The sequence below is a fragment of the Pontibacter sp. FD36 genome (assembly GCF_015686655.1).
Lineage (GTDB): Bacteria > Bacteroidota > Bacteroidia > Cytophagales > Hymenobacteraceae > Pontibacter.
This window is the reverse complement of sequence record NZ_JADPMP010000009.1, coordinates 232,265-255,458: the sequence shown is the minus strand read 5'-3', so window position 1 is coordinate 255,458 and position 23,194 is coordinate 232,265. Positions and strand designations below refer to the sequence as shown.

Here is a 23,194-nt window from a genome sequence, read left to right as displayed (position 1 = left end):
GTTCTGATAAGTTTGAGAATTTAAGAGTTAAAGAGTTTGAGAGATCCATCGCTTTCAAACCATTTGCAAAGATAAAGGAGTTAATGTCTCAGCATGCATGCCGGACATCAACTCCCTTAATTTTATCTGAAGCGTTAATTCCTAAACGCTCTGAGTCCTATACTTCTTCATACGCCATCGTCTGGGCTATCTCGTCCAGCGTGTCGTAGATTTCCTGGATGTCTTCGGACTGCACCAGTTTCATGCGCAGTGGCTTGAAGTGCGGCAGGCCACGGAAGTAGTTGGTGTAGTGGCGGCGCATCTCAAAGATGCCTAGTTTATCACCTTTCCACTCCAGCGAGTGCGTGAAGTGCTGGCGGCATACTTCCACGCGCTCTTCCAGTGTAGGCGGTGCTAGTACTTCGCCGGTGGCCATGAAGTGTTTGATCTCATTGAAGATCCATGGGTGACCGATGCTGGCGCGGCCGATCATGATGCCGTCTACGCCATACCTGTTTTTGTACTCCAGCGCCTTCTGCGGAGAGTCGATGTCACCGTTTCCGAAGATCGGGATATGCATGCGCGGATTATTCTTCACCTCCGCGATCAGGCTCCAGTCAGCTTCGCCTTTGTACATCTGCACGCGGGTACGGCCGTGTATACTCAGGGCTTTTATACCGATATCCTGAAGTCTTTCAGCAGTCTCTACAATGTATTTTGTATTCTCATCCCAACCCAGACGAGTCTTCACCGTCACGGGCAGGTGAGTGGCCTTCACGATCTCCTCGGTCATCTTCACCATTTTGGGCACATCACGCAGCAAAGCGGCACCGGCACCCTTACAGGCTACATTCTTTACAGGGCAGCCGTAGTTGATGTCAATGAGGTCAGGTCCGGCCTGCGACGACACAATGGCGGCTTCACGCATCGAGTCAATGTCAGAGCCGAATATCTGAATACCAATCGGGCGCTCGTAGTCAAAAATGTCAAGTTTTTGCACACTTTTGGCGGCATCACGTATCAAACCCTCAGAAGAGATGAACTCGGTATACATCAGGTCTGCACCGTTGGCCTTGCACACTTTTCGGAAAGGCGGATCGCTCACGTCTTCCATCGGCGCCAGCAGCAGCGGAAACTCGCCTAGTTCTATGTTCGCTATCTTTACCAAAGCAAAAGTTAAATTTTCACGTAAATTTACGTCAATTAAACCTAATCTTCTCTATGAAAGGTTTCATCTCCGAAGACCGACACCCACTTTTAGTTCTGCTATTGTTGCTGGCATTCATGCTGGGCGGCTATTTTGTGGCCAGTTTCCTATACCTGGTGCTGGTAAATGCGGTGCTCGGAATAGAGGTGATGGACCTGACTAATTTGCTGGCTAATCCGACTGAACATCCGGAAGCAGCCGACGCACTTCTACTCTTTCAGGGCCTAGTACAGTTCTGCTCTTTCGTACTCGGACCACTTTTGATGCTGCGTCTGGCGGGTGTGAACATCGACCACTATCTGAACTGGAAAAAGCTTCCTTTGCCAACAATTTTACTTTTGGCGGGCTTCCTGGTTGTTTTTATCATGCCAGCCAACTCATTGATCATCAACTGGAATGCCGAGCTCTCCCTGCCGGATTTCATGAAAGGCTTTGAAGAGTGGGCCCGTGCCAAAGAAGATGAACTGGCCGAGCTTACGAAACTGATTGCCAACTTCGGGACGTTCCCGCGCCTGCTGATGGGCCTGCTCGTGATCGCGGTTATACCTGCCATCGGCGAAGAACTGGTGTTCAGAGGCATCCTGCAGCGACAGGTGCACCGCTGGTCCGGCAACGCACATGTGGCCGTGTGGGTAGCAGCAATCATTTTCTCAGCTATACATGTGCAGTTCTTCGGCTTTGTGCCGCGTGTGTTGCTGGGAGCCTTATTCGGTTACCTATACCTATGGTCGGGCAACATCTGGGTGCCAATTGTGGCGCACTTCTTCAATAACGGCTTCACCGTATTTTTGCTATACCTGCAGCAGACGGGCGCTATCGATTTTAATGTAGAGTCGACGGAGCCGATGCCGATCATGACCATTTTGATATCGGCGGTGCTGAGTGCAGCCTTAATCTATTACCTTTACAAGCAATTTATGCTGACGCCCACTCGCCCCGAAAGTATAGCCGAGGCTGCAGATGAGCGCCGGAACCAATAATTCAAGACGAACCACCCGGCTGATGCTGCCGGTAACCTGTAACGCATGAGCACCAAGCTATCTGCCCTTAGTAATTTACAGCAACGCCTGATTGTAGGAGTATTAGGGGCGGCACTCTTTATCGGAGGTATAATTTTCAGTGAGTGGACCTTTTTCATCCTGTTTCTGGGGCTCACCGTGCTGGGCACATTGGAGTTTTATAAACTGTCAGAGGTAGCTGGCATCAAGCCCAACAAGGTATATGGCACGCTGTTGGCGGCCGGAGTTTTCATCGCTGTATTTCTGATCGACAAAGAGTACATGCCAGCCGAGCTGCTATACCTGATACTGCCCGCCCTGTTCCTGATATTTGTGCTGGAACTGTACCGCAAAGAGCCGCAGCCGTTCACCAACATTTCTTTTACCATACTGGGCGTACTCTACATCGCCGTACCATTTTCGCTGCTACAGTTGCTGGGTTATCTGGAGGGTGAATACCGCTGGCAGCCTATCCTGGGGCTCATGCTGCTGATCTGGTCATCTGACACGGGGGCTTACATCGCCGGCAAAAACTTTGGGCGCAACAAGCTCTTCGAGCGCATTTCTCCGGGCAAAACCTGGGAAGGCTGGGCGGGCGGCACGATTATGACCGTGCTGGTTGGCTGGCTGCTGTCCGTGTTCTTTCATGATTTGGAACTATACCAGTGGATAGGCGTAGCTATAATAGTATCGGTTTTTGGCGTATTGGGCGATTTAGTGGAGTCCCTGCTCAAGCGCAGCCTGGGTGTTAAGGATTCGGGTACGCTGTTGCCTGGCCACGGAGGCATTTTGGACCGCTTCGACAGCCTGATCCTGGCCGTTCCTTTCATCGTCGCATTCCTCAAAACTTTCTAAATTATTGTTGATTAAGGTGTAGGTATGTGTAAATAATATTTACATAACTTTACCGCCATAATTGTTAATCACTGATTAATTCAAAAGCTTAAAATGATGTTATACAAAGAGCCTGCACCGATCAAGGATAGAGAAAATCCTTTCGAATCGATGATGTCGCGTTTTAATATCGCGGCAGAGGTACTTGGGCTGGATGAGGAGGTTTACAATGTCCTTAAGACTCCAACGCGTCAGGTAATCGTGAACGTACCTGTCACAATGGATGACGGCAAAGTGCGAGTGTTTGAAGGTTACCGCGTTATTCACTCTACTATCCTGGGTCCATCAAAAGGTGGTATCCGTTTCGCGCCGGACGTGTTCCTGGACGAGGTGAAGGCCCTGGCTGCCTGGATGACCTGGAAGTGTGCCGTGGTAGACATCCCTTACGGTGGTGCCAAAGGCGGTATCATCTGCGACCCTTATGCGATGTCGGCAGGTGAGATGGAGCGTCTGACAAGAGCCTATACCCAGGCTTTGATTGACATCTTCGGCCCTGACCAGGATATACCTGCTCCGGACATGGGCACTGGCCCGCGCGAGATGGCCTGGTTGATGGACGAATACTCCAAAACCAAAGGCTCAACCGTACACGCTGTGGTAACAGGCAAGCCGCTTGTGCTGGGTGGTTCACTCGGCCGCGTAGAGGCGACTGGCCGCGGTGTGATGGTGTCGGCTATGGCAGCCATGGATAAACTGGGCATGGATCCGGCCAAATCAACGGCAGTGATTCAGGGCTTCGGTAACGTAGGTGCCTGGGCAGCTAAGCTGATGGCCGAGCGTGGCGTGAAGATACTGGGTGTGAGCGACGTGAGCGGTGCTTACTGGAACGACAACGGTATCGACATCGAAGAGGCTATCGAGTATAAGAACAACAACAACGGCCGTCTGGAAGGTTATAAGAACGCTGAGAAGATCAGCAATGATGACCTGCTGATCGCTAAAGTAGACGTGCTGGTGCCAGCTGCTGTGGAAGATGTGATCACGATCAAGAACGTGGACCAGATTCAGGCCCGCCTGATCGTGGAGGGTGCCAACGGACCTACTTCTTACAAAGCAGACAACATCATCAACGAAAAGGGCATCATGGTAGTGCCGGACATTCTGGCTAACTCAGGTGGTGTAACCGTGTCTTACTTTGAGTGGGTACAGAACCGCATGGGCTTTAAGTGGACGCTGGACCGCGTGAACACACGTGCTGAGCGCATCATGAACGAGTCATTTGAGCGTGTGTATGCTGCCTCTCAGAAGTACAACGTGCCGATGCGTATTGCGGCTTACATCGTGGCAATCGACAAAGTAGCGATGACTTATAAGTATCGCGGCGGTTTCTAAGAGAAGATTTTTATTAAAATAAACGAAAGTTTATATATTTTTGAAGCAGATAATAGCCCATCTACGAAACTGGATGGGCTATTATAAGTTATATAAGACCTGTAGCATTTAGTTTTCACGGATGAAAATTCATAAGGAAGGAAGAAGGATTCTATTTTTTACATTGCTGATTTTGTTGGTGCTCAACCTGTTGCTCTACAATTTCAACGCCGACAACAATACCTTCAACAAGATTTTCTCCGGTGTTTCAGCTGTTCTGTTTCTGCTTATCCTGCAGTTTTTCCGCAGCCCTTACCGCAACTTATTATTGCACGAAGATTTGATCGTAGCGCCTGCCGACGGCAAGGTAGTAGTAATTGAGGAAGTAGAGGAGACAGAATATTTCAAAGACAAGCGCAAGCAAATCTCGATCTTCATGTCACCGATCAACGTGCACATCACACGTAATCCGGTGTCAGGTATCGTGAGCTACTTCAAGTATCACCCGGGTAACTACTTTGTAGCCTGGCACCCGAAATCAAGTACGCAGAATGAGCGTACGACTGTGGTGGTAGAGTCCACTGCCGGTCCTGAAGTGCTGTTCCGCCAGATTGCCGGTGCCATGGCCCGCCGTATTGTGTGGTATGTAAATGAGGGCGACGAAGTAAGTCAGGGCGAGGAGTTCGGTTTCATCAAGTTTGGTTCGCGCGTGGATATTTTCCTGCCGCTGGACACTGAGGTGAAAGTGGAACTCGGTCAGAAGACTAAAGGCGGTCAAACTGTGATTGCTCAGCTCAAAACCGAAACCCCGACCTTCTTCGGATAAGATACTTAAGTAAAGTTATACCCTACATGAGGTATAAAAAAGGCCGGCCCGGGATATCCCAAGGCCGGCCTTTTTGCTTCTGAAGCTCACTGTAAAGAGCTTCAGATCAGTTGTTTTTGTTCTTGTATAGCAATCAAGGCAGCTTTGTAAGCAGAATAAGGAGACCGTATGTTGATCATCGTACATCAACATTCTCCTTTGTATAGCGTTAGCAGATAGGAGAATAACTGTGCCGCCTGAGGCAACTATGAAACAAATCTGCTACCTGTTACTGACACTGAGCCTGGCTTTGCTTTCGTCCTGTGAAGAGCTGTTTGAGTACCACCCGAACCAGATCATACTAAACGACGACGAGCGCGACCTCACCGCTCTCAACCTGGCGCGACTACAAAACCAGCAACCGGGTGATACGCTGCACCTACTCGTGATGGGCGACACCCAGCGCTTTTATGACGCCGCAAGCGCCTTTGTTGATGCCGCCAACACCTTCCCCCACATCGACTTCGTCATCCATCAGGGTGATATTTCTGACTTTGGCATGTCACAGGAATTCCGGTGGGTGCACGACATTATGAAACGGCTGAAGTGGCCATACCTGACCGTGATCGGCAACCACGACATGCTGGGCAACGGCCGCAAGGTATACCAGCAGATGTACGGTGGCTTTAACTATACCTTCGACTATGGTCATACCCGCTTTGTATTCATCGATACCAATAGTCTGGAGTACAATTACAATGGAAAAGTGCCCGATATCGATTGGCTGAGTAAACAACTGGTTCACCAGGAAGGCGATAGTTGGGAGCAGGCCATCGCAGTGTCGCACATACCTCCTTATGATGATGACTTTGATACGGCTCTGGAAAGAGCTTTCCATAAAACACTGAAGGAGAGTGAGCGGGTGCAATTGAGTCTGCACGGCCATATCCATGGCTTCAGGGCCGATTTTCGCTATGATGAGGAGGTGCTATACCTGGCTACCTCCACTGTAAAGAAGCGTGAATTTACATACCTGAAGGTATGGGCCGGAGGGTATAGTTTTGATAGAATTGCCTACTGATATGGAGCGGGTTTTCATCACATATCTCGTCGCTCTGCTATTCCTGTTGAGTCCTTACGAGGGACATGGCCAGGAGCGGTCGTTTTCACCCTATCATGTCAAGGTACAGTATGCGGGTAGCATTGGATTTGCTTCGGTTGGTGTTGGGCGGAGCTTTTTTCGTGAAAAGCTGGAGACAGATCTGTTTCTGGGCTATCTGCCCGAGCGTATAGGAGGAGATCGCATCTGGACGGCTGCCCTGAAGACTACTTTTGCACTTTTCAGGCCCGTGCCCCTGAAGTCGCTGGACTGGCAGCCGTTGCGCACCGGGTTTCAAGTGAGCCATACCTTCGGGGAGGAGTATTTTATTTTTGAGCACCACGACAAGTATAGCCGGGGCTACTACGGGTTCCCGACGGCGGTGCACCTATACCTATACCTGGGTGGGCAGGTGGACTTCACTCGTGTAGAGAAACTGCAACGGTTTGGGCTGTACTACGAAGTGGGCACCAGCGCCGAGTATTTGATTTCATATATCCAGAACCCGCGATACTTGGGGCCAGGCAAGATATTTAACCTGGCACTAGGCATGCGGGTGAGGCTGTAGTAGAGTAAACTTATTGGGAGCAACCTCAAAAAAGAATGGCCTTACCCCGAAGCAGGGATAAGGCCATTCTTTTTAGCGAAAGCAGAGCTTAATACCAGCTTTCTACGAGCTTCATCAGTTGCTCGAGGTACTTCTGGTCAACTTCGTCAAAATCGTCTAATTTGTCACTGTCTACGTCCAGCACCAGTTTCACCTCACCGTCTTTTATGACCGGTATCACGATCTCCGATTTAGAGTCGCTGCTGCAGGCAATGTGTCCCGGGAAGGCTTCTACGTCAGGTACCAGGATCGTCTCCTGGCGGGTAAAGCAGGCGCCACATACGCCTTTGTGATAGGGAATACGGGTGCAGGCCACCGGCCCTTGAAATGGTCCCAGCACCAGCTGGCCCTCTTTGTTGAAGTACACGCCCACCCAAAAGAAACCCATTCCCTGGCGCAGGGCGGCCATCATGTTGGAGAGGTTAGCGATCAAATCGCTCTCGCCGGTAACCAGCGCCTCAATCTGAGGCACCAGGGCTTTATATTTTTCTTCTTTCGTTAGATTCTGGTCTACTATAAGTGATTCAGCCATAATGGATAAGGTATAAGCATAAGTGCGCATCGAGGAAATCTGTACCTGATAAGAGGTTCAACGCTCCGGCGCGGGATTTATAAATTAAGTTCTGATATACTGTTTCGGTAATGCAGCAGCCTGTCTGATCCAGCGGTCTGTACTTCGAGCAGGTGGCTGTGTATCATGCCCGGGGCCGGCGTGCCCTCGCGCAGTACGCAAGTCTGGCTCTTGAAACAGATCGCTTCGTCCCACAGATTTTCCTTCAACAGACTTTTGAGCAGGTAAGTGCCGCCTTCCACGAGCAGCGACAATACCTGGCGCTGGTGCAGGTCCTGCATCAGCTGCGGCAGCAGTGGTTCGTTTTCGCGGAGCTGCACATAAGCTAGGTTCTCGTGCTGCTGTTCCCTTTGTTGGTAGGTATATACCACGGTTGGCAGGCTCTTGTCAAACAGGTGTAGATTTCCAGGTAGTTGCAGTTTGCGGTCGATGACCACCCGCAGCGGACTGTGGCCGGGCCAGAAGCGGGTGTCGAGGCGTGGGTTATCACACGCTGCCGTGTGGCTGCCCACCATGATCGCCTGCTCTTCGGAGCGCCACTTATGCACCAGCCTGCGCGACAACGGACCGCTGATCTGCACCTGCTGGTTGTTTGGTCCGCTGATAAACCCGTCTGCCGACTCTGCCCATTTCAGCAGGATGTAAGGCCGCTTTTGGTTGTGGAAAGTAAAGAAACGCTTGTTCAGTTCCAGCCCTTCGTTTTCCAGTACGCCTACTTTCACCCGTGCGCCCGCATCAAACAGCTTCTTGATGCCGCGCCCCGCCACTTTAGGGTTGGGGTCAGTATTGCAAATCACCACATCACGCACGCCACTGCTGATCAGCAGATCGACGCAAGGAGGAGTTTTGCCATAGTGGGAGCAAGGTTCCAGCGTTACGTATACCCGGCTTGTAGGTAACAGGCTTTTGTCCTGCACACTTGCGATGGCGTTAACCTCAGCATGCGGACCACCAAACTTGCGGTGCCAGCCCTCGCCGATAATGCGTCCCTCATACACCACCACACAGCCCACCATGGGGTTCGGGTAGGTATAGCCGCTGCCCAGTCTGGCCAGTTCCAGCGCACGCCGCATGTAGAGTTCATCAGTCAAGTTCAGGAGCTTAGGAGTTAAAGGGTTTAAGATCAAGTAAAAACCAAGTCAATAATAGAAAGCAAGTTGATTTTACACTTGTGACTTATACGCGATAAAACTTTACTTTTGCAAAGTTACCTAAAATCAAACAAAACCTATACCTGTGGCCACCATACTGCAAACAGCCCGATACATCCGCGAAAGCATACAACATGCCTATCCTGAACCAGAGGCCGGGGCCATTGCGCAGCTGGTACTGGAGCATGTGCTGCAGAAAAACCGTATGCAGCTCAGCCTGGGGCAGCAGGAGGAAGTCAATGAAGAGCAGGAGACGCAGATAAAGCAGGCTGTGGAACGGCTGCAAAAGCAGGAGCCAGTGCAGTACGTACTTGGCACCGCCCACTTTTACGGCCTCGACCTGCAGGTAGATGAACGTGTGCTGATACCCCGCCCCGAAACGGAGGAACTGGTGGATCTGGTCGTTCGTGAGCACCAAGGTCACAGTAATCTTCAGGTACTTGACATCTGCACGGGCAGCGGCTGTATACCTTTGGCACTGGCTGCCAATTTGGAGGTCCGCCAGGTGTACGGGCTGGAACTATCAGAGGGCGCATTGAAGGTGGCCCGAGCGAATGCCCGCCAATTGAAATTGCCGGTTGCCTGGCTTCAGCAAGACGTATTTGAACCGCTCCTTGGTATAGCATCTCATTCTTTGGATATCATTACCAGCAACCCGCCCTATGTAAAGGAACAGGAGAAAGCTCTGATGCGTACCAATGTGCTGGAGTTCGAGCCCCATCTGGCCCTGTTCGTGCCAGATGAAGACCCACTGAAGTATTATAGGCGCATTACCGAAATAGGGGCAGAGCTGCTCAAAACAGGCGGACGACTGTACTTTGAAATAAATGAACAGTATGGCGAAGAAGTACGGGCTTTGCTATTGCAGGCAGGTTTCAGGCAGGCGCAAGTGGTGCAGGACCTGTTTGGCAAAGACAGGATCGTGAGAGGAGAGCTGTAGAGTCTTCTACACATTAATAAAGCTGCGCTTAACCTGCCAGGGCTATGTCTGGTCTGCCTATACCAATAAATACAGTTTAATATTATATTTTTGTGATGCCTCCTGTTGTAGTAAAGCCTGTCGTCTGAACCCGGCACTCAGGTAATAAAGTACAACTGCTTTGATGAAACATACATAGCACCAGAAGACACCCAGGAAGTGATTGCTGATCTGTTGGCGATCAACGAGAATATACAAGTTGTTAAATAGTAGCCAGTCATAAGCGGCTGCACAGCATGAAAGCTTTTTGCAAGCTTGAAAACAAATTATATGAAGAAAATATTAGTGACAGGTGGGGCGGGGTACATCGGCTCCCATACCGTGGTGGAACTGGTAGAGGCAGGTTACGAGCCCATTATCATCGACAATTTCTCAAATACCGAAGAGCGCTCCTTGCAAGGTATAGCCGATATACTGGGTCGCGAAATCACTTGCCACCGCGTAGACTGTACGGATGGCGCAGCGCTGCGCAGTGTCTTTGAAAAGGAGACAGGTATAGCCGGCGTGATTCACTTTGCCGCTTACAAAGCTGTGGGCGAGTCGGTGGCCGAGCCGCTCAAGTATTACCACAACAACGTGGGATCGCTGGTGGCTTTGCTGCAGGTGATGGAGGAGTTTAAAGTAAATAAACTGGTTTTCTCCTCATCCTGCACAGTATACGGTATACCTGACAAGCTGCCTGTAACAGAGCAAACGCCGGTGCAGAAAGCCAACTCACCTTACGGCAACACCAAGAAAATCTGTGAAGAGATACTGACCGACCTGGCAACCAGTGGCAGCGACATGCATACGATTGCACTGCGCTATTTCAACCCAATCGGAGCACACCCTTCGGCTAAGATCGGCGAACTGCCGCTCGGAGTCCCAAACAATTTGGTGCCGTTCATTACTCAGACCGCCGCAGGTATACGCAAAGAGCTTACGATTTTCGGCAACGATTACGACACCCCAGACGGCACCTGCATCCGCGACTATGTGCATGTGGTGGATCTGGCGAAGGCACATGTGGTCGCCATTGACAGACTGCTGTCTGATAAGGCGGAGCATATCGAGTTCTTCAACGTGGGCACCGGCACTGGCAACACAGTGCTGGAAGCGGTGCAGGCTTTTGAGCAGGCTACTGGCGAGAAATTGAATTATAAAATTGGCCCACGCCGTCCGGGAGACGTGCCGAAAATATACGCCGACGTAACCAAGGCTACTGAGGAGTTAGGTTTTAAGACCACCAGCACCTTGGAAGAGGCCATGAAGAGCGCCTGGGACTGGCAAATGCATTTACAAAAATCAACAGTACAGCACTAACATATGAACTTACTTATTACCGGCGGTGCCGGCTTCATCGGCTCGCACGTGGTGCGGCTGTTTGTGGAGGCCTACCCGCACTATAACGTCTTCAACCTCGACGCGCTGACCTACGCGGGCAACCTGCAGAACCTTTCGGACATCGAGGGGCGGGAGAACTACACCTTCCTCCGCGGCGACATCACGGACGCCGCGTACCTGGAGGAAATCTTCGCTGAGCACCAGTTCGAGGCGGTGGTGCACCTGGCGGCCGAGTCGCACGTGGACCGCTCGATCGCGGGGCCCATGGCCTTCGTCCAGACCAACGTGATGGGCACGGTCAACCTCTTGGAGGCCTGCCGCTGCAGCTGGGCGGGGGACTACGCCGGCAAGCTCTTCTACCACGTCTCCACCGACGAGGTGTACGGCTCGCTGGGTTCGGAGGGGCTCTTCACCGAGTCCACGCCCTATGACCCGCGCTCGCCCTACTCGGCCTCCAAGGCGGCCTCGGACCACTTTGTGCGGGCCTGGTTCCATACCTACGGGCTGCCGGTGAAACTCAGTAACTGCTCCAACAACTACGGCCCCAACCACTTTCCCGAGAAGCTCATCCCGCTGGCCATCCACAACATCAAGGCTTTAAAGCCCGTGCCTGTGTACGGCAGGGGCGAGAACGTGCGCGACTGGCTCTACGTGAAAGACCACGCGAGGGCCATCGAGGCCATCTTTCACCGCGGCAGGGTGGGGGAGACCTACAACGTGGGGGGCGTGAACGAGTGGCGCAACATCGACCTGATCGAGCTGCTCTGCGACGTGATGGACGAGAAGCTGGGACGGGAGAGCGGTGAATCGAGAAAGCTGATCACCTTCGTCAAGGACCGCGCCGGCCACGACGCCCGCTACGCCATCGACTCCTCCAAGCTGATGGAGGAGCTGGGCTGGGCGCCCTCGGTGACCTTCGAGCAGGGGCTGAGAAAGACCGTGGACTGGTACCTGCAAAACGAGGCCTGGCTGGAGGAGGTCACCACAGGCCACTACCAGCAGTACTACGCGCAGCAGTACGAGGGCAGATAAGGAAAGGAACAAGCACACAGATGAAAGTAATAGAGACATTTCTGGGGGACTGCCTGCTGCTTGAGCCGGCGGTCTTCTCAGACGAGCGGGGCCACTTCTATGAGAGCTTTAACGAGGACAGGTTCAACGCCCTGGCGGGAGAAGAGGTGCGCTTCGTGCAGGACAACCAGTCCTACTCCACCCGCGGCGTGCTGCGGGGACTGCACTTCCAGCGCGGCGATCACGCGCAGGCAAAGTTGATGCGGGTGCTTAAGGGGGAGGTGCTGGACGTGGCCGTGGATATCCGACCCGGGTCCGAGACCTTCGGGCAGCACTTCTCGGTGGTGCTCAGCGCCGAAAACAAGCTGCAGCTCTTCATCCCGCGCGGTTTCGCCCACGGCTTCGTGGTGCTCAGCCCGGAGGCCGAGTTCTTCTACAAGTGCGATAACTACTACCACAAGGAGAGTGAGGGCAGCATCCACTACGCCGACCCGGAGCTTGGCATCGACTGGGACCTGGAGGCGTCCGAGCTGGTCATCTCCGGCAAGGACCGCGAGAGCCCCTCCTTCGCCGCGTTCAGGCAAAGCCTCTGAGTACTGCCAGGCAGCGCTGGGAGGCGATTGCCGAAGACATGACTATCTTTGCCGGCGCGGCGCAACAAACGGGGCCGCTCCGGGCATCAACCATAAAACCGAATAGAAGACAAATGAAAGGCATCATCCTGGCCGGGGGCTCCGGCACCCGCCTGCACCCCTTGACGCTGGCCGTGAGCAAGCAGCTCATGCCCGTCTACGACAAGCCCATGATCTACTACCCGCTCTCCACCCTGATGCTGGCCGGCATTAGAGAGATCCTGATCATCTCCACGCCCCACGATCTGCCCATGTTCGAGCGCCTGCTGGGCGACGGAGCACAGATCGGTTGCAAGTTCAGTTATGCCGTTCAGGAGACACCGAACGGGCTGGCGCAAGCCTTCGTGATCGGGGAGGAGTTCATCGGGGGGGACAAAGTGGCCCTTGTGCTGGGCGACAACATCTTCTACGGGGCCGGCATGGGCGCGGTGCTGCGCCAGAACGCCGATCCGGATGGCGGGGTAGTGTACGCCTACCACGTCACGGACCCGGAGCGCTACGGGGTGGTCGAGTTCGACGCAGAGGGGAGGGCCGTCTCCATCGAGGAGAAGCCGAGTGAGCCGAAGTCCAGCTACGCTGTGCCAGGCCTCTACTTCTACGACAACGAGGTGGTGGAGATCGCCAAGAACCTGGAGCCCAGCCCGCGGGGCGAGTACGAGATCACGGACGTGAACCGCGAGTACCTCAAAAGGGGCAAGCTGAAGGTGGGCGTGCTCAACCGGGGCACGGCCTGGCTCGACACGGGCACCGTGCAGTCGCTGATGCAGGCGGCCACCTTCGTGCAGGTGATCGAGGAGCGGCAGGGGCTGAAAGTGGGCTGCATCGAGGAGGTGGCCTGGCGCATGGGCTTCATCTCAGACCAGCAGCTCAGGGAAGCTGCAGAGCCGCTCCGCAAAAGCGGATACGGCGAGTACCTGCTCCGCATCATGAAAGAAAAGACATTTAGGTAGGTAGATACGAAGCCTAACCTGAGTCATAAAGCTGCCTGTGCAAATGCATGGGCAGCTTTTTATTTGAACAGAGCCTGAGATTAGGTATAGCGCGGCTAGAAAATAAAGCCCAGAGCAAAGCCCACTAGAATGAGAATAGGCGCAGGTATACGGGTAAAGAGGAGCAGGCAAAAGGTAGCCACTACAATGCCAAAGTTAAGGGGAGTGTTATCGATGGGGCGATAGAGCATAACAGCGGCCGCCACTACCATGCCTGAACTGACAGCACTTATACCTTCCAGCGATGCCCGCACGACCCTGTATTTTTTTAGGTCATCCCAAAAGCGGATCACAAAGAAAATCAGGAAAGTGCCGGGCAGGAAGATGCCTACTGTGGCTACCAGTGAGCCGAGTAGTTGCCCCCACACACCGTGCTCGCGCATAGCCAGATTGCCGATAAAAGAGCAGAAAGAGAAAACCGGTCCGGGAAGGGCTTGTACAATGGCAAACCCTGACAGAAACTCTTCAGCTGATAAGTATTCCTTAAAGTCAACAAACTCAGTGAACATGAGGGGAATCAGCACCTGTCCACCGCCAAACACCAGACTTCCGTTTCGGTAGAAGTTCTCAAATAGCCTGATGGGGAGTGACGATGTAGCTCCACCCAACACAGCTGCCGTGATCAACACGCCTACATAAAGTATAAAATTGGCCCACTGAATGTTTAGTTTCTTGTCTTTTTCCTGCGGGTGCTGCCTGAAACGGAGTGCCGTTATGGCTCCTCCAGCCAGCAATAGCAGCGGGTATACCCAAGGCGAATGAAAAAAGTAGGCCAGTATACCTGAAACGACCATGATGCCAATAGCCAGCTTGGTATTTACTACTTTGGAGCTAATCGCGTAGGCTGCATAGGACACAAAGCCTACCGCCATGGGTTGTATGAAGCGCAGAAATTGGAGTGATATGTTGTTTTCCTGGAGGTAAGAAATGCCTATTGCGGCTGCAGCCATAATACTGGAGGCTGGCAGCAGCCATACCAGCAGTGTCAGATAGGCCAGATTGGGGCCACCAATGCGATAGCCTATAGCTGTCAGAGTTTGGGTAGAGGTAGGGCCAGGGAGGATCTGGCACAGGGCATTGAGTTCAATCAGTTCCTGCTCGGTCAGGTAGCGGCGCTTGTTCACCAGCAACCGGAACATCATGGCAACATGTGCCTGCGGACCGCCAAAGGCGGTCAGGGCGAGCAACAGTACGTCTTTCAGGAAGATGTAGTAGCGCAGACTCATGCCGTAGGTTCAAAAAAAGAGAGACAGTGCGGACACCATCTCTCTTCTTACTGGTTTCAGTTCAGTTAAGCTTTCTTGAGCCCAAGCTCCACCAGGCGCTCGTTCAGGTATTCACCTGCTGTAGCATCAGGATAAGCTTTGGGGTTCTGCTCGTCTATGCAGCTCTCCAGGCAAGTCAGGTCCATTTCTGAACGCGGGTGCATGAAGAATGGAATAGAATAGCGGGAAGTATGCATCAATTCACGCGGCGGGTTTACCACACGGTGGATAGTTGACTTCAGCTTGTTGTTGGTCAGACGGGCGAGCATGTCGCCTACGTTTACAACTACCTGCTCTGGCAGGGCCGTGATCGGGATCCACTTGCCATCGCGGCGCAACACTTGCAGACCGTCGGCGCTGGCACCCATCAGTAACGTGATCAGGTTGATGTCACCGTGCTCAGCAGCACGAACTGCGTCAGCCGGTACCTGGTCAGGGTTTTCGATCGGGAAATAGTGGATTGGGCGCAGAATGCTGTTACCGTACTTCACTTTCTCGTCGAAGTAAGTTTCTTCCAGGCCCAGATGCAAAGCGATGGCGCGCAACACCTGTTTGCCGGCTGCTTCCAGTTTTCTGTAAGCTTCCAGCGTTACCTCCTCAAGTTCTGGTACTTCCGATGGCCAAATATTAGCCGGATATTCTGCCTTGATCGGGTCGCTGTCCGGAATGCCGCTCAGTTCCTGACCCACGTGATAAAATTCTTTCAGGTCACCGGTATTGAAACCTTTGGCTTTTTCCTTGCCCTTGCCCACATAGCCACGCTGGCCGGCAAGTTCTGGATTTTCATATTTTTGCTTTACCTCATCGGGCAAGGCAAAAAATTTCTTAACGGCTGCATAGAGTCTTTCCGTCAGGTCATCGCTCAGGCCGTGGTTTTTCAGGGCAATAAAGCCAATGTTCTGATAAGCGTTTCCCAATTGCTGCACAAACCGCGCTCTGCGTCCTTCATCTCCCGATGTAAAATCAGCTAAGTCCAATGAAGGAACTTCATCAAACAAAATCTCGCTCATATAGTCTTTTTTGTATACTTTTACGTTAATATTACGTAGTGCGCAATATACAAATAAAATCAGTATATTGGCTATTTGCTAATTCAAACCCTCTTTCGATGAAAAAAACCTACTTACTCTTTGCTTCGGCCCTTATGCTGGCATTTGCTTCCTGCGATACGACACGCCAGATGCAGGATGACGAAACGCGTACCCCTGTGATGGCTACTACTACAGGGCCAACACCTACCGGAGCTGTTATGAGCAAGGGCGGATTGCGTGTATTCGCTTTCGACGATTCACAGAAATACCCGGAGTCACAGCTTCGCCTGAATACTCCTCCAGCTAATGGTGTAGTGCAGCCAGGACCGGTAGAGTTTTCATATGAACTATCTAACTTCCAGTTGACCCGTATGACGCCGCACTCCAATTCGGAGTTCATGGCCAATTCGCAGGAAGGACAGCACATCCATAACATCGTAGACAACGAGCCTTACACCGCGCATTATGAGACTTCATTTACAAAAGAGATGGAGGAAGGCGAGCACGTGGTACTTTCATTCATATCGCGTTCATACCATGAAAGCTTGAAGCACAGAGGTGCTTACGACCTGCGCATGGTGACAGTAGGCAGACCACAGCAGCGTATGGAGTTCGATATGAAGGGTCAGCACATGTTCTACAGCCGTCCGAAGGGCGAGTACGTAGGCAGCGACACCCGCCGCATCATGCTGGATTTCTACCTGGTGAACACTGACCTGTCAACTACTGGCAACAAGGTGCGTGCTACGATCAATGGCAACGAGTTTGTGTTAGACAAGTGGATGCCACATATCATTGAAGGTTTGCCAATGGGCGAAACAACCATCAAACTGGAGTTGATCAACAATGCTGGTGCTGTTATACCTGGTCCTTACAACTCGGTAACACGCACGATCACTTTGAAAGAAAGCTAGGATTTCCTAAGCCATACAAGGACACAATAGAAAGGCCTGCGACACTCCTCGCAGGCCTTTCTATTGTGTCCTTCCAAATATTGCTCTAAAGGCTTATCTGAGTCTGCTAATACTCAAGCTGCAAAGCGGGAGCAAGTAAGGGATTAATAAGCCTTTAAAAAGAAGTGCTGTAACTTATTTGAAGTGGCCAACCATAATAGCTATAAAAGAAAAGTGGCTATACTTGACAATAGGTATAGCCACTTTTCTTTTTTGAGAGTGCTTGCTACTCCTTCGGCTTATTCTGCCCTCCCTGGTTAGGGTTGGCAATTGAGTTGCGCATGTCGGTGTCGCTTTGGATGTTTTGCATTTTGTAGTAGTCCATGATGCCGAGGTTGCCACTGCGGAAGGCTGCTGAGATAGCTTGCGGAATCTCTACCTCGGCTGCAATTACGGAAGCGCGGGCTTCCTGTGCTTTGGCCTTCATTTCCTGCTCCACAGCAACGGCCATGGCACGGCGCTCTTCAGCTTTGGCTTCAGCCACTTTCAGGTCGGCACCTGCCTGGTCAATCTGCAGTTTTGCTCCAATGTTCTCACCCACGTCGATGTCGGCAATATCAATTGATAGGATCTCGTAAGCTGTGCCGGCGTCTAGGCCTTTTTGGAGTACCAGTTTCGAGATGATATCCGGGTTTTCAAGTACACTTTTGTGAGAGCTGGAGGAACCGATAGACGTTACAATACCCTCACCTACACGGGCCAGGATAGTCTCTTCGCCGGCGCCACCTACCAGTTGCATGATGTTAGCTCGCACCGTAACACGGGCTTTGGCGATGAGCTGGATTCCGTCCTGCGCTACAGCGGCTACGTTTGGTGTGTTGATCACTTTCGGGTTTACAGAAGTAGTTACAGCCTCAAACACATCCCGGCCGGCCAGGTCGATGGCGGTCGCCTGCTTGAAGGATAGCGGAATATTGGCTTTATCAGCCGAAATAAGCGCTTTGATTACATTTGGGACGTTACCGCCAGCCAGGTAGTGGGTTTCGAGCTCAGTGGTCGTTACATCTATACCTGCCTTGGTAGCATTGATCATGGAGTTTACGATGAGGCTTGGCGGCACCTTACGAATACGCATGAACACCAGCTCCAGTAGGCCTACCTTAACACCCGAGAACAGGGCTGTGATCCAGAGGCTGATCGGTACAAAATAAAGAAAGATAAGCAGCAGGATAATGCCGCCCGCAATCAGGAATAAGACTGAAAAATTTTCCATTGAGTTGTTTTAGGTAATTGCTTCTACTGTGATTTTATTCGCTACTATTTTGATGATGCGCACGGGTGTGTTGGGTGCCAGAAAAGCGCCGGTGGTCTGTACCTCGTGGTGCCGCTCCTTAAAAAGGGCAGTTCCCTGCGGACGCAGCGCTGAAACAGTCTTGCCTTCTTCGCCGACTTCAAGCAAATGAGGGCTTTCCTCGTTCACACGACTTTTAATACTGTCTTTGAGCGCAAACCGCGACCAGGCATCCGACCTGAAACTGTAGAAAAGAGCCACTCCGCCGGCCAGGACGGACCCTGCCAGCACCAAATGTCCTGTTTCCGTTCCCAGGGCGGCATAACTGATCCAGATGCCTACGGCTACGAGTATAAAGCCCAGAATACCGACAATGGTAACGCCCGGCACAAAGATGAGCTCTACCACGATCAGAACAAGACCGATGCCAATGAGCAGCACTACTGTAAGCCAGTCTAAGAGCATAGTTTGGGAGTAGGTTTAGGTAAATATAGCGATTTTGCGATTCAATTACCCTGATCGCTTCATTTAATTTATACTGTGCGTAAAACAAAAAAGCCATCTCCCGCAGGAAATGGCTCTCTTTTTATAAATTTTGATTAATCCTCAGGTATAGCCGAAGCTTAGTAAGCCTTTGCAAAATATACACGCTGCTTCGATGACTTGCCTGTGATCATATCCACGCCGTCTTCTTCAGGCGTATTGAGGGCGATACAACGTATGGTTGCTTTTGTTTCTTCCTTGATGCGCTCTTCCGTTTCTGGTGTACCATCCCAATGTGCCAGCACGAAGCCGCCTTTGGTTTCCAGTACCTGCTTGAACTCCTCGTAGCTGTCTACCTTCGTCGTGTTTTCTTCACGGAAGGTATAGGCACGGTTGTAAATGTTCTCCTGAATCTCGTCAAGCAAGGCAGGGATGTAAGTAGCCAGGCTGTCGAATTGCTGTGTGCTCTTCTCCTTGGTATCGCGGCGGGCCACTTCGGCAGTACCGTTTTCCAGGTCGCGTGCACCGATGGCCAGACGAACCGGAACCCCTTTAAGCTCCCACTCGGCAAACTTAAAACCAGGACGTTCAGTATCGCGGTTGTCAAACTTCACGCTGATCCCTTTAGCTTCGAGCTCTTTCTTCAGCTGCAGCACTTTCTCGCTGATCTGCGCCAGTTGCTCTTCGCCTTTGTAAATCGGTACGATCACCACTTGGATAGGTGCCAGTTTTGGAGGCAGTACCAGGCCTTCGTCATCGGAGTGGGCCATTACAAGTGCACCCATCAGGCGCGTGCTCACACCCCATGAAGTTCCCCATACGTGCTCCAGTCCGCCTTCTTTGGTGGCAAACTTCACATCAAATGCCTTGGCAAAGTTCTGGCCCAGGAAGTGCGAAGTACCTGCCTGTAGCGCCTTGCCGTCCTGCATCAAGCCTTCGATGCAATAGGTATCCAAAGCACCAGCAAAGCGCTCGTTTGGCGTTTTCACACCACGGATTACCGGCAGGGCAATGTATTGTTCAGCAAAGGTGGCGTATACCTCCAGCATCTGCTTTGTTTCGGCAATGGCTTCCTCAGCGGTAGCATGGGCCGTATGGCCTTCCTGCCACAGGAACTCAGCCGTGCGCAGGAACAGGCGGGTACGCATTTCCCAGCGTACTACGTTAGCCCACTGGTTCACCAGGATAGGCAGGTCGCGGTAGCTTTGGATCCAGCCTTTGTACGTGTTCCAGATCACGGCTTCCGAAGTTGGACGTACGATCAGTTCTTCTTCCAGTCGGGCATTCGGGTCAACGCGCAGCTTGCCTGGCTTATCAGGATCGGCTTGCAAACGGTAATGCGTTACTACGGCGCATTCCTTGGCAAAGCCTTCGGCGTTCTGCTCTTCGGCTTCAAACAGGCTCTTGGGTACAAACAGCGGGAAATAGGCATTTTCGTGGCCGGTGGCCTTAAACATGTCATCCAGCTGACGCTGCATTTTTTCCCAGATGGCGTAACCGTAAGGTTTGATCACCATGCAGCCACGCACAGCGGAATTCTCCGCTAAACCGGCCTTTTTCACCAGCTCGTTATACCACTGCGAATAGTCTTCGCTTCTTTTTGGCAGCCCTTTGCTCATTATTTGAAAAAATTTATTTAATATCAGTAATTGTTAATCTTTTTGGAATGAATATTGCTTTCCACATAGTGAAGATTTAATATCATTCTCGCTCAAAATTACGTTAATATATTATACTATTGATAAGGTTTTGCGCTATTGTGTTTATATCTTTGATATAGAAGCATTTTTAGACACAGAAGGCCATGAAAAAATTAAACATATACACCGCACTAGCCCCTGTGATTGCACTTTTCGCGGTTGGTTGCAGTAGCCCGGTAGCTATGCAGTCGACAGAGTATGATGATATGTACTACAGCTCATCAGATCATACCGAGTATGTGCAGCCCCAGGCTCAGGCTTCCCAACAGCAGCAGTATGCTCCAGCTGAAGACAATCAGCAGGCCGCTACTGGTGATGTAACTCAAAACTATACTGCAGACGAGTACTATGACGGACGTACCTATCGTCCGCAGGCAACCTGGAACACCCCTAACTATGCCTACGTGGATCCATACTGGACAACTGCTTACGTGCATCGTCGCGTTAGTCCATTCTATGACCCGTTCTTTTATGACCCATTCTACGATCCATTCATGTATGACCCGTTCTTTCACAGAGGCGGCATGCGTGTGAACATTGGCTTGAGCATGGGCTGGGGATCCGGCTGGAACCGCTGGGGACATCCTTGGGGACGCCCTTATGGTATGTATGATCCATTCTGGGGTGGCGGATACTGGCCACACAATAACTATTATGCCGGCTTCTACCACGGATATAACCGAGGGTTCTATGGCAGTAACCGCTATATCTATGACCGTCCGGGTGTCGTGCAGCAGCGTCAGGTGCAGTACGGGCCACGTGGTGAGCGCAGCGTAGTGCCAGCCTCAGGTAACCCAGAGCGAGTAGCCGGACGTCCGAACAGATCGGAGTCTGTAAGAGATGAACAGCGTTCTACGCAAGGTGTAGACTATGCCCGCCCTGGCAGAACAGAGCGTGCCACAGGCAACACAAACGTAAGAGGCCAGGAAATCAACGCAGGAGAGAATACTGGACGTACTCTGCCAGCCAGACCGGCCACTACAAACCGTGGTTATGATCCGCAGAGCGGTCAGGTAAGACCATCGCGTCAGCAGCCGGAAGGCCAGCAGCCAGTACAGCGACTCAATCAGTCAAGAGAAGGCAATGTGTCGCCGGCAACGCAGCCACGACCAGTGGAGCGCCAGCAACGTATACAGCAGCCTACGCAGCGTCAGGAAAGAATTCAGCAACCTGTGCAGCGTCAGCAGATTCAGCGCCAGCCAGTACAGCGTTCTCAGCCAAGCTATCAGCGCAGCCAGCCAGTACAGCGTTCGCAGCCAAGCTACCAGCGTAGCCAACCGGTGCAGCGCTCGCAGCCTAGCTACTCACCACCAACCAGAAGTTCCGGTACATCTAGTCCTCCGGTACGAACTAACTCCAGCGGCGGTGGCCGTGGAAATAGAGGAGGAAACTAATCACAAACCCCTGATCCATGAAAATAACTAAGATTGTTTCCGCCAGCCTGGCACTAATGCTGGGCTGGGGCGGAACCGCTTTTGCCCAAGACGAGGTAGACGCACTGCGCTACACCCGTTACGGACTCACTGGCTCCGCACGCATCCAAGGTATAGGCGGAGCGCAAACGGCACTCGGTGCAGACGTTTCCACCATGGCATCTAACCCAGCAGGCCTGGGCATGTTCAGACGTTCAGAGTTTAGTATTACTCCCGGCCTTGGCTTCTCCACTTCAACCGGACGCGTCGGCGGAATTTCCACAAACGACGAACGCAACAGCGTAGCAGTACCTCACATTGGTTTTGTGTTCGCTGACCGCCAAAGTGATGAGAATAGCGACTGGCGCGGTGCTACCTTCGGTATAAGCTTCAGCAGGCTCAATAATTTCAACAACAGAACCTCATACCGCAACACTGCCGGCGGACAGGATCCAACTATTGTCGAATACTTTACAGAACTGGCAAACCTGCGTGGCCGCACGCAAACAGACCTAGATAACGAGTTTGATAATGGATTCACTACCATGGAAGGCTTGGCTTACGGTACCTTCCTGTTTGATTTCGATGAAGACGGCTTTGCTATACCTACTGATCGGATAGGAAATGTTAACCAATCAGAGGAGATTATCAGAAGGGGTTCTCAGAATCAGATCGATATAGCCGGTGGTACCAGCTATCGCGATAAAATCTACCTGGGAGCATCGCTTGGTGTAATCACGTCAGACTTCAGGCAAGAGCGCATCTTTAGGGAGACAGAAGAAAACGCAAGTACCGATTTTACCAGCCTGGAGCTGCGTGACGAGTACAGAACAAGCGGTACAGGCGTTAACCTGAAACTGGGTATCATTGTTCGGCCGACTGATGTCATCCGACTGGGAGCATCCATCCAAACGCCTACCCTGTATAACTTTAACGAAACGTACCAGCGCTCTATGTATTCCCAGTTTTTGCCGGGTGAAAACTATAGTGCCGTGGAACTACCTGGTGAGTTCTCCTATAAGCTGACAACGCCTTTCCGTGCATCGGGTGGTGTGGCCTTTTTCCTTCAGAAGTACGGTTTCATAGCCGCAGACATTGAGTACGTGGACTATGCAAATGCCCGTTTTTCTGAAAGTGATGATTTTGGAGGCAACAGCACGTATTTCAATAGCGTGAATGACCGTATTTCAGGCACATACCAGTCTGCTCTTAACTTCAGGTTGGGAGCGGAGGCGCGTTACGAGGTGTTCCGCTTCAGAGCAGGTTACGCTATAACTGGTGACCCCTACCGCAATGCCGATTTTGACGGCAAGATAAACACCTTTACGCTGGGCACAGGTATACGCCTGAACAGATATTATGCTGATGTTGCCTTTACAAGCTCGACGGCCAATAGCCTGTACAGCCCGTACAATTTCAACGATCCTACTGTATTCGTGCCAGTAGTAGACATTGAAGATAAGCTGAACACCGTGATGCTGACCTTCGGGTATAATTTCTAAAGATTTTTTCCTGTTTTCAGAAAGGCGGCAGATTCCGAAGGGGATGCCGCTTTTTTGTGTC

22 protein-coding genes are annotated in these 23,194 nt (G+C 51.9%); 14 read left to right on the top strand and 8 right to left on the bottom strand.

All coding sequences use genetic code 11. The features are described from left to right. Positions 1-157 precede the first annotated feature (157 nt). On the bottom strand, positions 158-1,147 hold the full coding sequence (gene dusB, locus I0P70_RS14550; protein WP_196119303.1) for a tRNA dihydrouridine synthase DusB: 990 nt from the start codon (positions 1,145-1,147) through the stop codon (positions 158-160). A gap of 53 nt (positions 1,148-1,200) precedes the next feature. On the opposite strand from dusB, the gene I0P70_RS14545 reads away from it, so the two are divergent. The 6 genes from I0P70_RS14545 (at position 1,201) to I0P70_RS14520 (ending at position 6,861) form a co-directional block, all read left to right on the top strand. Continuing rightward, complete coding sequence (locus I0P70_RS14545) at positions 1,201-2,166, top strand: CPBP family intramembrane glutamic endopeptidase (RefSeq protein ID WP_007659500.1); 966 nt, start codon at positions 1,201-1,203, stop codon at positions 2,164-2,166. Positions 2,167-2,211: 45 nt separating this feature from the next. Then, positions 2,212-3,039, top strand: a complete 828-nt coding sequence (locus I0P70_RS14540) for a phosphatidate cytidylyltransferase (protein ID WP_230392207.1) — start codon at positions 2,212-2,214, stop codon at positions 3,037-3,039. A gap of 96 nt (positions 3,040-3,135) precedes the next feature. Beyond that, positions 3,136-4,410, top strand: a complete 1,275-nt coding sequence (locus I0P70_RS14535; RefSeq protein WP_196119389.1) for a Glu/Leu/Phe/Val dehydrogenase — start codon at positions 3,136-3,138, stop codon at positions 4,408-4,410. Between the two features lie 121 nt (positions 4,411-4,531). After that, complete coding sequence (locus I0P70_RS14530; protein ID WP_196119301.1) at positions 4,532-5,215, top strand: phosphatidylserine decarboxylase family protein; 684 nt, start codon at positions 4,532-4,534, stop codon at positions 5,213-5,215. Positions 5,216-5,462: 247 nt separating this feature from the next. Next, a complete protein-coding gene (locus tag I0P70_RS14525; protein WP_196119299.1) occupies positions 5,463-6,275 on the top strand; it encodes a metallophosphoesterase in 813 nt (270 codons plus the stop codon). A 1-nt stretch (position 6,276) separates the two neighbouring features. Next, positions 6,277-6,861 carry a hypothetical protein gene (locus tag I0P70_RS14520; protein WP_196119297.1) on the top strand — a complete coding sequence of 195 codons (585 nt, stop codon included), beginning with the start codon at positions 6,277-6,279 and terminating at the stop codon, positions 6,859-6,861. An 88-nt stretch (positions 6,862-6,949) separates the two neighbouring features. Here I0P70_RS14520 and I0P70_RS14515 read toward each other — a convergent pair whose 3' ends face one another. Together I0P70_RS14515 and ribD are read right to left on the bottom strand one after the other, a co-directional pair. Next, a complete protein-coding gene (locus I0P70_RS14515) occupies positions 6,950-7,432 on the bottom strand; it encodes a GAF domain-containing protein (RefSeq protein ID WP_196119295.1) in 483 nt (160 codons plus the stop codon). A 77-nt stretch (positions 7,433-7,509) separates the two neighbouring features. After that, a complete protein-coding gene (gene ribD, locus I0P70_RS14510) occupies positions 7,510-8,562 on the bottom strand; it encodes a bifunctional diaminohydroxyphosphoribosylaminopyrimidine deaminase/5-amino-6-(5-phosphoribosylamino)uracil reductase RibD (RefSeq protein WP_196119292.1) in 1,053 nt (350 codons plus the stop codon). Positions 8,563-8,707: 145 nt separating this feature from the next. Here ribD and prmC point away from each other — a divergent pair, with 145 nt between their 5' ends. The 5 genes from prmC (at position 8,708) to rfbA (ending at position 13,517) form a co-directional block, all read left to right on the top strand. Next, on the top strand, positions 8,708-9,562 hold the full coding sequence (gene prmC, locus I0P70_RS14505; protein WP_196119290.1) for a peptide chain release factor N(5)-glutamine methyltransferase: 855 nt from the start codon (positions 8,708-8,710) through the stop codon (positions 9,560-9,562). Between the two features lie 309 nt (positions 9,563-9,871). Continuing rightward, on the top strand, positions 9,872-10,903 hold the full coding sequence (galE, locus tag I0P70_RS14500; RefSeq protein WP_196119288.1) for a UDP-glucose 4-epimerase GalE: 1,032 nt from the start codon (positions 9,872-9,874) through the stop codon (positions 10,901-10,903). Between the two features lie 3 nt (positions 10,904-10,906). Next, complete coding sequence (gene rfbB, locus I0P70_RS14495) at positions 10,907-11,956, top strand: dTDP-glucose 4,6-dehydratase (protein WP_196119285.1); 1,050 nt, start codon at positions 10,907-10,909, stop codon at positions 11,954-11,956. Between the two features lie 20 nt (positions 11,957-11,976). Beyond that, a complete protein-coding gene (rfbC, locus tag I0P70_RS14490; protein ID WP_196119283.1) occupies positions 11,977-12,528 on the top strand; it encodes a dTDP-4-dehydrorhamnose 3,5-epimerase in 552 nt (183 codons plus the stop codon). A 113-nt stretch (positions 12,529-12,641) separates the two neighbouring features. Then, the gene (gene rfbA / locus I0P70_RS14485) at positions 12,642-13,517 is read left to right on the top strand and encodes a glucose-1-phosphate thymidylyltransferase RfbA (RefSeq protein WP_196119281.1); all 876 of its coding nucleotides are present in this window, start codon (positions 12,642-12,644) and stop codon (positions 13,515-13,517) included. 95 nt (positions 13,518-13,612) lie between these two features. Here rfbA and chrA read toward each other — a convergent pair whose 3' ends face one another. Both chrA and I0P70_RS14475 read right to left on the bottom strand, forming a co-directional pair. Next, positions 13,613-14,782, bottom strand: a complete 1,170-nt coding sequence (gene chrA / locus I0P70_RS14480; RefSeq protein WP_196119279.1) for a chromate efflux transporter — start codon at positions 14,780-14,782, stop codon at positions 13,613-13,615. 65 nt (positions 14,783-14,847) lie between these two features. Beyond that, complete coding sequence (locus I0P70_RS14475) at positions 14,848-15,831, bottom strand: isopenicillin N synthase family oxygenase (protein ID WP_007654196.1); 984 nt, start codon at positions 15,829-15,831, stop codon at positions 14,848-14,850. 98 nt (positions 15,832-15,929) lie between these two features. On the opposite strand from I0P70_RS14475, the gene I0P70_RS14470 reads away from it, so the two are divergent. Continuing rightward, entirely contained in the window at positions 15,930-16,766 is an 837-nt protein-coding gene (locus I0P70_RS14470) for a hypothetical protein (RefSeq protein ID WP_196119277.1), read from the top strand. A gap of 265 nt (positions 16,767-17,031) precedes the next feature. On the opposite strand, the gene floA is transcribed toward I0P70_RS14470, so the two are convergent. The 3 genes from floA to proS form a co-directional block, all read right to left on the bottom strand. Next, complete coding sequence (floA, locus tag I0P70_RS14465; RefSeq protein WP_007654193.1) at positions 17,032-18,018, bottom strand: flotillin-like protein FloA; 987 nt, start codon at positions 18,016-18,018, stop codon at positions 17,032-17,034. Between the two features lie 9 nt (positions 18,019-18,027). After that, a complete protein-coding gene (locus I0P70_RS14460; RefSeq protein ID WP_196119275.1) occupies positions 18,028-18,501 on the bottom strand; it encodes an NfeD family protein in 474 nt (157 codons plus the stop codon). 158 nt (positions 18,502-18,659) lie between these two features. Beyond that, on the bottom strand, positions 18,660-20,138 hold the full coding sequence (gene proS, locus I0P70_RS14455) for a proline--tRNA ligase (RefSeq protein ID WP_196119273.1): 1,479 nt from the start codon (positions 20,136-20,138) through the stop codon (positions 18,660-18,662). Between the two features lie 185 nt (positions 20,139-20,323). Here proS and I0P70_RS14450 point away from each other — a divergent pair, with 185 nt between their 5' ends. Both I0P70_RS14450 and I0P70_RS14445 read left to right on the top strand, forming a co-directional pair. Next, the gene (locus tag I0P70_RS14450; protein ID WP_196119271.1) at positions 20,324-21,613 is read left to right on the top strand and encodes a hypothetical protein; all 1,290 of its coding nucleotides are present in this window, start codon (positions 20,324-20,326) and stop codon (positions 21,611-21,613) included. A 17-nt stretch (positions 21,614-21,630) separates the two neighbouring features. Continuing rightward, the gene (locus I0P70_RS14445) at positions 21,631-23,133 is read left to right on the top strand and encodes an OmpP1/FadL family transporter (protein ID WP_196119269.1); all 1,503 of its coding nucleotides are present in this window, start codon (positions 21,631-21,633) and stop codon (positions 23,131-23,133) included. Positions 23,134-23,194: the final 61 nt, after the last annotated feature.

Excerpts from the sequence above, each read along its gene's own strand:
- I0P70_RS14460 (WP_196119275.1), bottom strand. The coding sequence starts at position 18,501 with ATGCTCTTAGACTGGCTTACAGTAGTGCTGCTCATTGGCATCGGTCTT.
- I0P70_RS14535 (WP_196119389.1), top strand. The coding sequence starts at position 3,136 with ATGTTATACAAAGAGCCTGCACCGATCAAGGATAGAGAAAATCCTTTC.
- I0P70_RS14475 (WP_007654196.1), bottom strand. The coding sequence starts at position 15,831 with ATGAGCGAGATTTTGTTTGATGAAGTTCCTTCATTGGACTTAGCTGAT.
- I0P70_RS14450 (WP_196119271.1), top strand. The coding sequence starts at position 20,324 with ATGAAAAAATTAAACATATACACCGCACTAGCCCCTGTGATTGCACTT.
- chrA (WP_196119279.1), bottom strand. The coding sequence starts at position 14,782 with ATGAGTCTGCGCTACTACATCTTCCTGAAAGACGTACTGTTGCTCGCC.
- I0P70_RS14525 (WP_196119299.1), top strand. The coding sequence starts at position 5,463 with ATGAAACAAATCTGCTACCTGTTACTGACACTGAGCCTGGCTTTGCTT.
- rfbC (WP_196119283.1), top strand. The coding sequence starts at position 11,977 with ATGAAAGTAATAGAGACATTTCTGGGGGACTGCCTGCTGCTTGAGCCG.
- I0P70_RS14470 (WP_196119277.1), top strand. The coding sequence starts at position 15,930 with ATGAAAAAAACCTACTTACTCTTTGCTTCGGCCCTTATGCTGGCATTT.
- I0P70_RS14530 (WP_196119301.1), top strand. The coding sequence starts at position 4,532 with ATGAAAATTCATAAGGAAGGAAGAAGGATTCTATTTTTTACATTGCTG.
- galE (WP_196119288.1), top strand. The coding sequence starts at position 9,872 with ATGAAGAAAATATTAGTGACAGGTGGGGCGGGGTACATCGGCTCCCAT.
- I0P70_RS14545 (WP_007659500.1), top strand. The coding sequence starts at position 1,201 with ATGAAAGGTTTCATCTCCGAAGACCGACACCCACTTTTAGTTCTGCTA.
- I0P70_RS14515 (WP_196119295.1), bottom strand. The coding sequence starts at position 7,432 with ATGGCTGAATCACTTATAGTAGACCAGAATCTAACGAAAGAAGAAAAA.
- rfbB (WP_196119285.1), top strand. The coding sequence starts at position 10,907 with ATGAACTTACTTATTACCGGCGGTGCCGGCTTCATCGGCTCGCACGTG.
- I0P70_RS14540 (WP_230392207.1), top strand. The coding sequence starts at position 2,212 with ATGAGCACCAAGCTATCTGCCCTTAGTAATTTACAGCAACGCCTGATT.
- rfbA (WP_196119281.1), top strand. The coding sequence starts at position 12,642 with ATGAAAGGCATCATCCTGGCCGGGGGCTCCGGCACCCGCCTGCACCCC.
- I0P70_RS14445 (WP_196119269.1), top strand. The coding sequence starts at position 21,631 with ATGAAAATAACTAAGATTGTTTCCGCCAGCCTGGCACTAATGCTGGGC.
- floA (WP_007654193.1), bottom strand. The coding sequence starts at position 18,018 with ATGGAAAATTTTTCAGTCTTATTCCTGATTGCGGGCGGCATTATCCTG.
- proS (WP_196119273.1), bottom strand. The coding sequence starts at position 20,138 with ATGAGCAAAGGGCTGCCAAAAAGAAGCGAAGACTATTCGCAGTGGTAT.
- I0P70_RS14520 (WP_196119297.1), top strand. The coding sequence starts at position 6,277 with ATGGAGCGGGTTTTCATCACATATCTCGTCGCTCTGCTATTCCTGTTG.